General features: G+C 71.2%; 11 protein-coding genes. 6 read left to right on the top strand and 5 right to left on the bottom strand.

The features are described 5' to 3' along the window. The first annotated feature begins 101 nt into the window (after positions 1-101). Complete coding sequence (locus AB0F98_RS01000; protein WP_357726671.1) at positions 102-1,181, top strand: hypothetical protein; 1,080 nt, start codon at positions 102-104, stop codon at positions 1,179-1,181. Between the two features lie 66 nt (positions 1,182-1,247). On the opposite strand, the gene AB0F98_RS00995 is transcribed toward AB0F98_RS01000, so the two are convergent. After that, positions 1,248-2,012, bottom strand: coding sequence for an SDR family oxidoreductase (locus AB0F98_RS00995; protein ID WP_357726668.1), 765 nt, complete (start codon positions 2,010-2,012; stop codon positions 1,248-1,250). Between the two features lie 256 nt (positions 2,013-2,268). Between AB0F98_RS00995 and AB0F98_RS00990 the strand changes: the two genes are divergently transcribed. Then, positions 2,269-3,429, top strand: a complete 1,161-nt coding sequence (locus tag AB0F98_RS00990) for a low temperature requirement protein A (protein ID WP_357726665.1) — start codon at positions 2,269-2,271, stop codon at positions 3,427-3,429. 107 nt (positions 3,430-3,536) lie between these two features. Here the strand turns inward: AB0F98_RS00990 and AB0F98_RS00985 are convergent, their stop codons facing one another. Continuing rightward, positions 3,537-4,118: a helix-turn-helix domain-containing protein gene (locus AB0F98_RS00985; protein ID WP_357726661.1), complete on the bottom strand. Its 582-nt coding sequence runs from the start codon at positions 4,116-4,118 to the stop codon at positions 3,537-3,539. A gap of 103 nt (positions 4,119-4,221) precedes the next feature. Here AB0F98_RS00985 and AB0F98_RS00980 point away from each other — a divergent pair, with 103 nt between their 5' ends. The 3 genes from AB0F98_RS00980 (at position 4,222) to AB0F98_RS00970 (ending at position 7,724) form a co-directional block, all read left to right on the top strand. After that, on the top strand, positions 4,222-4,689 hold the full coding sequence (locus tag AB0F98_RS00980) for a MarR family transcriptional regulator (protein WP_357726658.1): 468 nt from the start codon (positions 4,222-4,224) through the stop codon (positions 4,687-4,689). After that, positions 4,686-6,326, top strand: coding sequence for an MDR family MFS transporter (locus AB0F98_RS00975; RefSeq protein WP_357726655.1), 1,641 nt, complete (start codon positions 4,686-4,688; stop codon positions 6,324-6,326). Before AB0F98_RS00980 ends, AB0F98_RS00975 begins: the two co-directional genes overlap by 4 nt. Positions 6,327-6,530: 204 nt before the next feature. Further along, the gene (locus AB0F98_RS00970; RefSeq protein WP_357726652.1) at positions 6,531-7,724 is read left to right on the top strand and encodes a low temperature requirement protein A; all 1,194 of its coding nucleotides are present in this window, start codon (positions 6,531-6,533) and stop codon (positions 7,722-7,724) included. Between the two features lie 66 nt (positions 7,725-7,790). Here the strand turns inward: AB0F98_RS00970 and AB0F98_RS00965 are convergent, their stop codons facing one another. Further along, complete coding sequence (locus AB0F98_RS00965; protein ID WP_357726649.1) at positions 7,791-10,100, bottom strand: M64 family metallopeptidase; 2,310 nt, start codon at positions 10,098-10,100, stop codon at positions 7,791-7,793. A gap of 130 nt (positions 10,101-10,230) precedes the next feature. Between AB0F98_RS00965 and AB0F98_RS00960 the strand changes: the two genes are divergently transcribed. Then, positions 10,231-10,584 (top strand): CGNR zinc finger domain-containing protein, encoded by a 354-nt coding sequence (locus tag AB0F98_RS00960; RefSeq protein WP_357726646.1) that lies wholly within the window; start codon positions 10,231-10,233, stop codon positions 10,582-10,584. Between the two features lie 38 nt (positions 10,585-10,622). On the opposite strand, the gene AB0F98_RS00955 is transcribed toward AB0F98_RS00960, so the two are convergent. Together AB0F98_RS00955 and zwf are read right to left on the bottom strand one after the other, a co-directional pair. Beyond that, positions 10,623-11,267 carry a TetR family transcriptional regulator C-terminal domain-containing protein gene (locus AB0F98_RS00955; protein WP_357726643.1) on the bottom strand — a complete coding sequence of 215 codons (645 nt, stop codon included), beginning with the start codon at positions 11,265-11,267 and terminating at the stop codon, positions 10,623-10,625. 146 nt (positions 11,268-11,413) lie between these two features. Further along, a complete protein-coding gene (gene zwf / locus AB0F98_RS00950) occupies positions 11,414-12,793 on the bottom strand; it encodes a glucose-6-phosphate dehydrogenase (protein WP_357726639.1) in 1,380 nt (459 codons plus the stop codon). Positions 12,794-12,868: the final 75 nt, after the last annotated feature.

The following is a 12,868-nucleotide window of genomic DNA, read 5'->3' as shown; positions in this document are numbered from 1 at the left end:
GACCACCGGCGTCCGGTCCGCTGCCGCGTCGTGAACCCGACGGGACGGCAACGCGCAGTCGCTGCCGACGCGGACCCGCCCGCGGTGGAAAGATTGCGGGGATGCGGGTAGTGGACGGAGTCGGGAAGCGGCGAAGCGCGGTGCTGGGCGTTCTCCTGCTGCTGGCCGTGGTGGCGTTGCCGGGGCAGGCGCTGGCGGCCGCCCCGGGCGAGGCGGCCTGTGCGGTCCGGGACTCCCGGCTGACCGAGCTCTCCGGGATGGTCGCCACGGACGACGGCTTCGTGATGATCAACGACGGCGCGGAGAACGAGGCGCGCCGAAGGATCTTCTTCCTCGACCGGGACTGCGCGGTCGTGCGTGCGGTGCCGTACCCGACGCGGCCGCTCGACACCGAGGATCTGGCCGTCGGCGCCGACGGGACGGTCTGGGTGGCGGACGTCGGCGACAACGACCGCTCCCGGGAGACGGTCGCGGTGTGGAAGCTGGCGCCGGGCGCCGATCGGCCCGTGCTGCACCGGATGAGGTACCCGGACGGCCCGCACGACGCCGAGGCCATGCTGGTGACCGGGGACGGCCGTCCGGTCGTCGTCACCAAGTTCTCCGCCAACCTGTACGCCCCGACCGCCGCCCTGCGGCCCGGCGCGACCGTTCCGCTGGCGAAGGTGGGGCAGGTGAAGCTGCCCGCCTCGACGACCACCAACCCGTACGGCCTGCTGGGTCGTTCGGTCATCACGGGTGCGGCCACCGCGCCGGACGGACGCAGGGTGGCGCTGCGCACGTACGCCGACGCCTTCGAGTTCGACGTCGCCGACGGCGACGTGATCGCGGCGTTGACCGGTGGCACCCCCCGCGCCACGCCGCTGCCGGACGAGCCGCAGGGCGAGTCGATCAGCTACAGCCCCGACGGGCGCTCGCTGCTCACCGTCTCCGAGAGCGCCGGCCAGCCGGGGACGCGGCCGACGGTCCTGCGCTACCCGCTGACGGCACCTGCGCCGTCCGGTTCGCCGGCCCGGACGGCGGAGCCGACCGGCGCGACGCCTGCCGAACGGTCCGCGGACGGAGCCGACCGCGACATCGGTGTCGTCTCCGGCGTGGCCATGGCGGCCGGCGCGTTGGGGGTGCTGCTCATCGCCGTGGCTCTGGTCGCTCGCGCGCGCCGCCGTACGACGCCGGGGAAGTAGCCGCCCGCACCGTTGTGGGAGGCCGCCACTTCCCCGGCGTCACGTCGTGCCGTTACCGGACGAGCGTCAGTTCACGCTCTGTCCGCCGTCGACCATGATCGACTGCCCGGTGACGAAGGAGGCCCGGTCGGACAGGAGGAAGAGAGCCACCTGGGCCACCTCCTCCGGCTCGCCGATGCGGCCGAGCGGGATCCGCTCGCCGTGCGGGTGGTGCTCCGAACCCTCGTCGGTGGTGGTGATGCCGCCGGCCGTCAGCGGCGTCCGGATCACCGTCGGGTTGACGGTGTTCACCCGGATCTGGTCGGGGCCGAGCTCCACGGCGGCCGCGCGGGCCAGCGCGGCGACGCCGCCCTTGCTGGCGCTGTACGCCGAGATGCCCCACGTGCCCAGCTCGGCGAAGACCGAGCCGTTCAACACGATCGAACCGGTGCCGCCCTGCCGCTTCATCTGTGCGGCCTCGGCCTGCAGGTAGAAGAAGACGCCCTTCAGGTTGCCGTCCATGAGGTTGTCCCAGAACTGCTCGTCCAGCTCGGTCAGCGGACCGACGTTGGCCGTGCCGGCGTTGTTGAACGCCGCGTCGAGCCGGCCGAAACGGTCCACGACCTGCCGTACGACGTCCGCGGCACCCTCGAAGTGGGTGGCGTCCGCCTCGATGAACAGGGCCTCGCCGCCCAGCTTCGTGACCTCCTCGGCCACCTCCCGGCCGGCGTCCGGACGTCGGCCGGTGAAGGCCACCTTGGCACCTTCCCTGGCGAACAGGAGAACACTCTCCCGGCCGATCCCGGAGGTGCCGCCGGTGACCAGCGCGACCTTGCCGTCCAACATTCCCATGACTTCGCTCCAAAATGCAGTTCACGTTTCGGTGCCACCGCACGCTCGGCCTGATCGGCTCGCCGCACGCCGTGGCGCCACTGGACCAACGAACCGACACAACCGGGCTCCGGGTCGGCCGATTTCGGGTCGGCCATCGCCGATCGGAATGGTGGGTATAGGCCAGGCTGATGGTCACGCCCGCGGGTTCGGCCGCGACGAGGCGGGCGAGACAGAAACCGATTTTACGGGCATAAGCGGCAGTTAGTCTGCTGAGGTGACAGGACGGACCGGTGGGCTTCCCGAGGCCGTTGGGGTCACCGAGGCGCGACGCTCGAGTTGGCTGGAACTCTTCTTCGACCTGGTCTTCGTCGTCGCCGTGTTCCAGCTCGGCGCGCTGCTCAACGAGGAGCACTCGGCCCACGGGGTGCTGGTCTTCGCCGGCCTGATCACGACCATCTGGTGGCTGTGGTTCAGCTTCTCGTACTTCGCGGATCTCTTCGACGACGACCGTCCGCCGAGCCGGTTCGTGCAGCTCGTGGCGATGCTGGGAGTGCTCGCGCTGGCCGCGACGCTCGACGGCGGGGTGGCCGACGACTCGGCCCCGTACTCGCTGGCGTACGGGCTGCTGCTCGCCCTCCTCGCGGGCATGTACGGAGTCGTCGGGTGGCGCCGGAAGCGGGCGCGGGAGTTCTGCTGGTGGAATGCCGCAGGATTCCTGCTCGATGCGGTGCTGTGGTTCTCGTCCCTGCTGGTGCCGTCTCCGGGCCGCTACGCGCTCTGGGGCGTGGGGCTCGCCTTGAACGCCGCGGTGGCCGGGCCGTTGGCGTACACCTGGGCGGGTCGGGCACCGGTCCAGCGGTCACACATGCCGGAGCGGTTCGGACTGTTCACCATCGTCGTCCTCGGTGAGGCGGTGCTCGCGGTCGCCAACGGGATCGGCGAGACCGGGTGGCAGCCGACGGCCGTGGCGGTCGGCGTCGGCGGCTTCGTGATCGCCTGCGGGATCTGGTGGGTGTACTTCGCGTCGACCTTCGACCAGGAGGCGGGCAACCGGGCGCTTCGCGGTGGCCGGGCGCTGGTGGTGCGCAGCTACCTCTACGCCTACGGTCACCTGCTGGTGTACGGCTCGATCGTGGCCTCCGGCGTCGCCGTGGAGGTGGCCGCGCGGGAGGGGGTGCACGGCGACCACGGGGTGGCCGGTCCGCTGCTCGGCGGCAGCCAGTTGACGCTGCTGCTGGGCTGCATCATCGTCTACCGCGGGTTCGACGTGCGGGTGACCCGGCAGGTCGCGTTCGCCCAGGTCGGGCTGGCGGTCGCCGCCCTGGTGATCGGCCTGGGCGGATTTCCACCACTGGTCGCCGTCCTGGTCATCGCCGTGGCGTGGGTCGCGCTGGCCCTGGTCGAGTGGCGCTCGCCGCCGGTCTGGCGACGCTGACCGGGTGCCGACCCGGCTCGTCCGTCGTCGTGGCCGACCGCCGGTCGTCCGCCGCCGGCGCGGTGCTCCAGGCCGGCGCAGCCGGGCACGGTCTGATGAAACAGGCCTCAGGCCGGCGCGGCGGCCGCGAGCGCGGCGTTGACGACGTCGAGCAGCGGTCGATCCGGATGCTCGGTGGAGTCCTGAACGGCGACCCGCATGGTGGTCAGGAAGACCGCCGCGAGGACGCGGGCCCGCAGTCCCACGTCGTCGCCGCTGAGCCGGTCCGCCAGCTCCGCGGCCAGCTCCCGCTCGACCACCGTGTACGCCGCGACCTGGTGCGAGGCCAGGCTCGGGTGCCCCCGCAGCTGCCGGCGCCGGATCAGCCACTCCATGTTGCCGAGGTAGGTCTCCTCGGTGAGCCGCAACGCCGCCCGGGTGAGCACCGTCCAGGGCTGCTCGTCGGTCGGCTGTTCCCGGATCAGCTCCAACATCCGACGCAGTCGCATGGTGTCGCCGTGGAAGATCGCCTCCTCCTTGCCGGAGAAGTAGTTCGAGAAGGTCCGGCGGGAGACGTTCGCGGTGTCGGCGATGGCCTCGACGGTCACGCCGTCCACTCCCTGCTCGATGGCGAGCCGTAGCGCGGCCTCGTGCAGGGCGAGTCGGGTGGCTGCCTTCTTGCGTTCCCGCAGCCCAGGGGTCTCGTCCATGGCATTGACCGTACGTGACGCAGTTCTCAGGCGGCAAACTTGCCTGTTGGGCAAGGTTTGTAGATGCTTGCGTAGGGCAACCATCTGCCGGTTGGGAGGAATCATGAGTACTGACGCTCGTGAACTCGTGCACCGGCTCCAGGGCCTCCTCCGAGGTGTCCGGCTGATCAAGCAGCGCCGGGCCGAGGAGCGGCCAATCATCCCCCTGGGGCTGGTCGGTATCCTGTCGCAGCTCGACGGGCTCGCCGACGGTTGTCATGCCCGGGAGTTGGCGCTGCGGGCCCGGCTCGATCCGTCGACCGTGAGCCGTGCCGTGGCCACCCTCGTCTCGCACGGTCTGGTCGAGCGGCGTCCAGACCCGGTCGACCGGCGAGCACAGGTCCTGGCACTCACCCCCGACGGCCGGACCGCCCTGACCGACACCCACGACTGGTACGCCCGACTGCTCGACCGGGCCCTCGCCGGCTGGACCGCGGACGAGGTCGCCGCGCTCAGCGCCGGGCTGCGCCGATTCACCCGCGACCTAGAGGTCGCCCTCGAAAATCACGAAAACCTGGAGGCCGCGCGATGAGCGCACCCACCACAACGGCCGGCGCCGAGCCGATGACGCACCGGCGGACGCTCGAAGCACTCAGCGGTCTGCTGCTGGTGCTCTTCGTCGCGCTGCTGAGCAGTACGGTCGTCTCGACGGCGCTGCCCAAGATCATTGGCGCGCTGAACGGCTCGCAGAACCAGTACACCTGGGTGGTCACCGCCACCCTGCTGACGGCGACCGCGACCACCCCGATCTGGGGCAAGCTCGCCGACCTGTTCAGCAAGAAGCTCCTGATCCAGCTCGCCATCGTCGTCTTCCTGCTGGGCTCGATCGTCGCCGGTTTCTCGCAGAGCGCCGGCCAGCTCATCGCCGCCCGCGCCTTCCAGGGCATCGGGGTCGGCGGCCTGCAAGCCCTCGTCCAGGTGGCGATCGCCGCGATGATCCCGCCTCGCGAGCGGGGCCGCTACAACGGCTACCTCGGTGGTGTGATGGCCCTCGCCACGGTCGGCGGCCCGCTGCTCGGCGGCCTCATCGTCGACACCTCCTGGCTCGGCTGGCGGTGGTGCTTCTTCGTCGGCGTGCCCGTCGCCATCATCGCGCTCGTCCTGCTCCAAGCCACGCTGAAGCTGCCCGTCGTGCGCCGGGAGAACGTCAAGATCGACTACCTCGGCTCGGCGCTGATCGCCGCCGGCGTCAGCGTGCTGCTCATCTGGATCTCGTTCGTCGACAGCTCGTTCGCCTGGGTCTCCTGGCAGACCGGCGCGATGGTCGGCGGCTCGGTCGTCCTGCTCGCCCTGGCGATGGTGGTCGAGAAGCGGGCCGCCGAACCGGTCGTCCCGCTGGCGATCATCCGCGAGCGCACCACCGCGCTGGCCATCCTCGGCAGCCTCGCGGTCGGCATGGCCATGTTCGGCGGTTCGGTCTTCCTCGGCCAGTACTTCCAGATCGGGCGCGGCTACACGCCGACCGAGGCCGGCCTGCTCACCATTCCGATGATGGGTGGCGTGCTGATCTCCTCGATCGTCGCCGGACGGCTGATCACCAAGAGCGGACGGATCAAGCCGTACATCGTGTTCGGCGCGATCGTCCTGGTCATCGGCTTCGCGCTGCTCGGCATGATCGACCACGAGACGTCGTTGTACCTGCTCGGCGCGGCCATGTTCCTCGTCGGCGTGGGCGTCGGTATGACCATGCAGAACCTCGTCCTCGCGGTGCAGAACACCGTCTCGCTCAAGGACATCGGTGCCGCGAGCTCCAGCGTGGCGTTCTTCCGGTCGCTCGGCGGCACCATCGGTGTCTCGGTGCTCGGCGCCGTCCTGGCCCGCCGGGTCACCGACCAGATCACCCACGACCTGGCCGCCGCCGGCGTCCCCACCTCCGGCACGGGTGAGACCAGCAACCTGAACATCGGCGCGCTGCCCGACGCGATCCAGAACATCGTCCGGGCCGCCTACGGCGACGCCACGGGGCACATCTTCCTCATCTCCGCGGTCATCGCCGTGGTCGGTGTCATCGCCGCGCTGGCGCTCAAGCCGGTCACGCTGCGCACGAGCATCGACCTGCCGGACAGCGTCAAGTCGGCGGCGGTGGCCGCGGACGCGGTCGACGGCGCACCCCCGTTCGACGAGGTCAACGTCGACGACGGGCGGGAGCGCGCGGCCACCGGTCGCTAACCTCCGCCCAGTGGTGGCCAGGGCCGCCTCGCCGTTCGTCGGCGGGGCGGCCCTCGGCTTGTCCGGGGTCCGGTGGACCGGCGTTCCCGCTGCTCCGCACCCACGACGACTGTCGCGTGGGCGCGCTGGTCGTGTGCGCCCGGGGTCGTGAACGGTCATGGTAGAACTGACCGCGATGAAGGTGCGAATCCACGTAAGTCGGGCATGGTGATCCGTATTCCGGCCCGCCCGGTCCGCGGTGGGGTCCCGCGCAGCGCGACCGTGCTGGAGCTGCTCTTCGATGTCGTCTACGTGTTCGCGCTCGCCCGTCTCGCCGGACGGATCGCCGACGACCTGACCATCGTCCGGCACACGCTGCTCTCCGAGGCGGGCCAGACCTTACTGTTCTTCGTCGCCATGTGGGTGATCTGGTCGATCAACGCGGTGACCACGAGCATCTACGACCCCCGTTCCCCCACCATCCAGATCGGGCTGACGGCCACGATGTTCGGCACGTTGGTGCTGGCCGTCTCGTTGCCGCAGGCGTTCGGGGAGCGCGGCGTGATCTTCGCCGTCACGTACGTCCTCATCCAGGTCGTGCGTCCGCTCCACCTGGCCCTGGCGCTCCGCGGCGGTCCGGAGTGGAAGTCTCCGGCGCGGGTGCTCTGCTGGCACACGACCTCTGCCGTCTTCTGGCTCACCGGCGCGGCCGGGGAGGATGTCGGTCGCGGCATCCTGTGGACCATCGCCGTCGGCATCGAGGTGCTCGGCATGGCCACGGCCTGGGTCGTTCCCCGGCTCGGCTCGAACCGGGGGAGTTACAACTCGCTGGTCTTCGGCCATCTCGCCGAGCGGTACAACCAGTTCTTCATGATCGCCCTCGCCGAGGTGGTGCTCGAGACGGGCGCCGCCGTCAGTTTTCCCGGGCTCTCCGTCGGCCGGACGACGGTGCTCGTGGCCGCCTTCCTGACCGTCGTCGCCTACTGGCGGATCTACTTCTACCACCGGTCGATGGGCCGATCGGAGCATCCGGGCGACTCCGGCCCCGTCCTGCGCCTCACCGACCGGTCGAACTTCAGCCTGCTGCTGATCGTCGGCGGGGTGATCTGCAGCGCGGTCGGCTTCGGCCAGGTCGTCCGCGAACCGAGCTATCCCATCGACTGGGCGCTGGTGGTCGTCATCTTCGGTGGCCCGGCGCTGTTCCTGATCGGCCGGGCGTTCCTTGAGAAGGGGGTCCGTCCGGTCCGGCGCAGCGGCGCGCTCTACGTCGGTCTGTTGGCCCTGGGCGCGGTCGCGCCGATCACGTTGCTGTTCGCGCCGGTGGCCGCCGCCGTCGCCGTGGCGGTGGTCCTGGTGGGCGTCGCTCTCTTCGACGAGCTGCACCGACGATCGGTCCCGGAGGGCAATCCGACGTTGTAGCCGGTGGCCCGGCGCCGGGGTGGCTGCCGTCACGGACGACGACAACCACCCCGGACCCGATGTGCGCTACCGGCCGGGGCACTGTCCCGACGTGCCGCCGCGCACCGTGTTCGGTGCGCCGAGGTCGACCGGGGCCGGGCTGTTGCCCGAGCAGTGCAGCGAGGTCACGTCGTTGCCGGCGAGGATGGCCGCCGTCGTGCCGGTGGCGTTTCCGGTGAGCAGTAGCGCGCCGTCCACGCGGGTGCCCACCGCCGTGACGTGGTCGGTGGTGCCGGTCACCGTGACCGCGCCCCGCACGCTGCTGTTCAACAGCTCCACGGCCGTCGCGCCGGTCGCCGAGACCGCACCGGTGATCGAGGACCGCTCGACGACGAGGGCGGCCCCGGGCCGGACGGTCACGCTGCCGGTGAGAGTCGCCGCGCGCAGGCAGGTGACCCCGGAGGTGACCACCAGCGCGCCGGTGCGCCGGCCGGAGATGACGTCCGTGCAGGTCGGCGGCGACGGGATCAGCGTCGCCACGAACTTCCCGGCCGAGCCGATGTTGCCCACCGCGTCGATGCCCCGGTACTCCACCGTGTGGCGGCCGTAGCCGGGGGAGCGCTGCGCGAACGACGACATCGACAGGCCACCCGAGCCGAGATTGCCGTAGACGAGGTCGTCCACGACGGTGCCGGTCGCGCTGAACTGGAACGGCGCCTTCGCGTCAGCCGGCGAGCCGTAGTAGTTGTGCCAGCCGTCGCCGTCGAGCCGGAACTCCGCGGTGACCTGTCCCGGGCTGTCGTCCGTGCCGGTCAGGCCCATGGTGAACGGGCCGTTGTACACGTACTCGGTGGGCTTGCCGGACTTCGCGGTGGTGAGCAACGGCTCCGAGAGGTCGTAGTCGACGTCGGGCCGGTTGGCGTCGACCGTCCAGGAGCGGGTCACCGCGTCGCCCGTCTCCGGGTCGGTGACCGTCGCGGTCAGCTGATGGGCGCCCCGAGCCAGGTTGAGCGGGGCGAGTTCCAGGTCACCGTCGTGGCCGGGGTTGGGCACCGGGCGACCGTCGAGGGCCCAGCTCACCGCCGGGATCCGGTCGGTGGTGTGGGTGGTCTCCACGTACACGACATCCTGCGCGCCGACCGGCCGGTCGGTCGCGGTCGACGCGGTGATGGCGAGTGGCTCGTTCGTGGCGGGGGTGACCACGCGGGTGTCGACGGTCCAGGTACGGCGCTGGGTCAGGGCCGGCGAGTCCCGCAGCGCCGGGTCGCGTACGAACGGCGTCGGGTCGGTGACCGTGGCGGTGACGGTGTGCGTGCCGGGCGTCAGCCGCAGCGTCCGCAGATCGAGGTCACGGGCGTTGCCGGTGCCGGGAACGGCCGTGCCGTCGACGGTCCAGCTGACCGTCAGCTCGTGGCTCACCGGGTGCAGGGTCTCGACCCGGACGACCCGGTCCGCGCCGATGGGCTGATCCGTCTCCGTGCCGCCGGCGAGGATGTCGACCCGGCTCGCGATCCGCTCGGTCATCTGCTCGCGGGCGACCTGGTCGAAGTAGAAGCCCAGCGACTTCATCATCGAGTGCTGGCTCGGGCGCCACACGCCCTTCTGCAGGTAGAGCCCACCCTCGTAGCGGCCGATCGTGCCACCGGACTCGCTCGGCTCGCCCAGCCAGCGCCACCACTTGGCCTGGGTGTCGCGCATCTGCTGCTCGGTGAGCAGGGTGTGATGCGCCGACGAGGGTTCCGGTCCCTCGTACGTGTCACCGGCCACGCCGCGGGCGTAGTAGTCGTACTCGTCCTGCAGGCCGCCCAGGGAGTGCCCGATCTCGTGCGGGCCGATCAGCGCGGAGAGCGCGTTGCCGCCGGACGCGGTGGCGTTGGCGCCACCCGCGCCCCCGTACGTGTTGCTGTTGGCCAGGGCGATGAGCTGCCGGTTTCCGCGGTTGGTGCCGATCGCGAGGTCGGCGTACGCGTTCGCCGCTGCTCCGTTGACGCCGAGCAGGCGCTGCACGCTGTGGGGGTTGCAGCCGCCCCAGAAACCCATCCCGAGCGCGGTGTCCCGCTGGGGGTCGCCCAGCCCAGGGTCACAGTCCACGCCCGACTCGGCGGAGACGATCTCGATCGCGTAGACGTTGAAGTAGCTGCGATAGGACTTGAACGGTTCGATCGTCCACAGCGTGTTCAGGTGCTTGTCGACGTGCGAGCGGAAGGTGGGCAGGTCCGCCTCGGTGTAACCGTCACCGAGCATCACCAGGTTGAAGCGCTCCGCCGGATCCCCGGTCACCTGGACGGGCACCACCGTGGCGCTGCCCACGTCCGCGGCCGTGGCCGGCGCCGCTCCCACCCCCACCAGCCCGGCCGCGACCAGCGCCGCCACGCACAGCCCCGCTCTGATCCTCACCTCTGCCCCCTCCGTCCATCGGTGGACGGCCCTCGCGGCCGGCGGACGCGCGGCCGGGGGCGTACGCCCGCCATCGATCGTGATCTTCCGGACCGTACCCGGCCGGCGGCTCGCGGGATAGCCCTCGGGGGTGGGCGGCCGGGGCGCGACGGATTCCGGCCAACCCGCCCCCGGGGGCCTCGACCCCGCTTCGAGCTGGCCCCGCGCCGCGGGAGCCACGCTCGGGCTCGACGAGAACGGAGCGGTCCACCTCGAACCGACCGGGGCCGGGGCCCAGGCGCTGATCGCGCTCGTCCTCGCGGCACTGTTCGCGGCGCAACTCACCGATGAGCGGCGGCGGATCAAGACCTGCCGCAACCCGCGCTGCCAGGTGGCCTTCTACGACCGCTCACGCAACAACAGCGGGGTCTGGCATTCCGTACGCGTCTGTGGCCGCCCGGCCAATCTGCGCGCCCACCGGGCACGCCGGCGGCAGGTGGATTGACGTCGACCGGCGTATCGCTGCGCGGCGGTCGGTCGGAGCTATGCCGCGAAGCTCTCCACGTAGCCGATCGCCGCCTCGGTGGCGGCCCGTAGCGGCTGGGACGAGCGGCGGACCTGGCTGAGCAGCAGGCCGCCCTGGACCGCCGCCAGCAAGGCGCTGGCCAGTTGGTCGACGTCGGCCGTCGCGACGAGTACCCCGTCCTGCCGCATGCGGCGCAGCCCGGACCGGATCGGCGACTCCCAGCGGTCGAAGGCCTCCGCCAGGTCGCCTCGCAGGGGTTCGTAGGTTTCGACCAGCTCGCTCGCCAGCGAGCCGATCGCGCAGCCGCCCGCGCAGTTCTGCCGCTCCTGCGCCGAGATCACCGCGTCGCGCCACGCGCGGAGCGCCTGGAGGCTGTCCAGCTGGTCGAGCAGCGGTTGCTGGCCCTCGATGGTCCGCTCGACCTGGTGTGCGATGACGGCGCGCACCAACTCGGTCTTGTCGCTGAAGTAGTGGTAGATCTGCGAGGCGCTGACCCGGGCCGCCTGCTGCACGTCCGGGATGCTGGTGCCGGCGACGCCCTTGCGGTACATCAGCTCCGCCGCCGTCTGCACGATCCGCTCCCGGGTGCGGCGACCCGCGGCGGTGTGCCGCGGCCTGGCCGGCACCGCGCCTGGGGTGGAGGCGGTATCGGTTGGTGTCATCGCCCCAGCTTAACGTTGGTTAAGTTGCGTCGCCCGGAGGTGTGGGCAATCGGTGGATGGTCCCGGACGACCGACCGGGCACCATCGGTCCGGTACGACCGGCGGGCGGCGGGACGTGCCCACCGTCCGCCGGTCCACTTCGGTGGTCAGCGGGTGGTCGGGGCGTGCCAGCGAGAGGTCAGCTTCTGCGCCTCGGCCGGGCCCCAGCTGCCCCGCGGGTACGACAGCACCGGCTCCGTCAGGTCCAGGACCGGCTCGACGATCCGCCACTCCTGCTCGATCGTCTCCTCACGCGCGAACCGCAGGTGCCGGCCGTCCAGAGCGTCGTCGAGCAGCCGCTCGTACGCCTCCCGCCGGTGTCCGAGCGTGGCGTCGAAATCGACCGGAAGCTCGACCGGAACGCCGGTGACCTCCGCGCCGGGCTGCTTGACCTGGACCGAGAGGCTGATGCCGTCGTTGCGGCCCAGCCGGAAGCGGAGCAGGTTCGGCTCCGGGACGGCTGCGTCGACGCCCGGCACGAGATTGCGCTCCGGCGTCTTGAACTCCACCACGACCTCGGTGGCGGTGCTCGGCATCAGCTTGCCGGTACGCAGGTAGAACGGCACTCCGGCCCAGCGGGGCGAATTGATCCGCAGCTCGGTGGCGATGAAGGTCTCGGTGTTGGAGTCGGCGGCGACGCCCGGCTCGTCGCGGTAGCCCGCGTACTGACCGCGGACCGTGGTCGCCGGCGAGAGCGGCTCCACCTGGCCCAGGGCGCGGATCTCCTCGGCGCGGTACGCCTCGTCGCCGGCGTCGGCCGGGGACTCCATGGCGAGCAGGGCCACGACCTGGAGCATGTGGTTCTGCAGCACGTCGCGGGTGGCGCCGACCCGGTCGTAGAAGCCGGCGCGCCCCTCGGTGCCGAAGCCCTCGGCGAGCGTCACCTGGATGTTGGCGATGTGCTCGGCGTTCCAGAGCGGCTCGAAGAGCCGGTTGGCGAAGCGGAAGACCCGCAGCCCTTCGACGGCCTCCTTGCCGAGGTAGTGGTCGATCCGGAAGATCCGCTCCGGGTCGAAGGCCGCCCGCAGCGCCTTGTTGAGCTCGTGCGAGGTGGCCAGGTCGCGGCCGAAAGGCTTCTCGACGACCACGCGGCCCCGAGCGGCCAGGCCGGCGCCGGCCAGACCGTCAACCACCGGCGTGAAGACCGCCGGCGGGATGGCCAGGTAGAACAGCGGGCGCTGGGCCGCCGAGAGCGCCTCGGCGAGCCGCTGATAGGTGTCGGGGTCGGCGTAGTCGCCGGAGAGCATCGTGAGGTTCCGGGCGAGGGCGTCGAAGACCTCGTCGTCCACTCGGCCCTGCGCCTCCAGCACCGACTTGCGGGCCGCCGTCAGCAGCTGCTGGTGGTCCCAGCGGGAGCGGGCGACGCCGATGACCGGCATGTCCAGCCGACCGCGACGGGTCAGCTCGTACAGCGCCGGAAAGAGCTTCTTGGCGACCAGGTCTCCGGTCACACCGAAGAGCACGACAGCGTCTGAGCGCAGGTCCATGGCAACTTTCACCTCGTCTTGGAATCAGCTTTCCAAGACTCTCGCGCGCCCGGTCCGGCGTCCACGTCCGGGCAC

The organism is Micromonospora sp. NPDC023737, assembly GCF_040639715.1.
In the GTDB taxonomy this organism is placed as follows: domain Bacteria; phylum Actinomycetota; class Actinomycetes; order Mycobacteriales; family Micromonosporaceae; genus Micromonospora.
The sequence above is the reverse complement of the archived record's forward strand: the minus strand, read 5'-3'. Positions and strand labels throughout refer to the sequence as shown.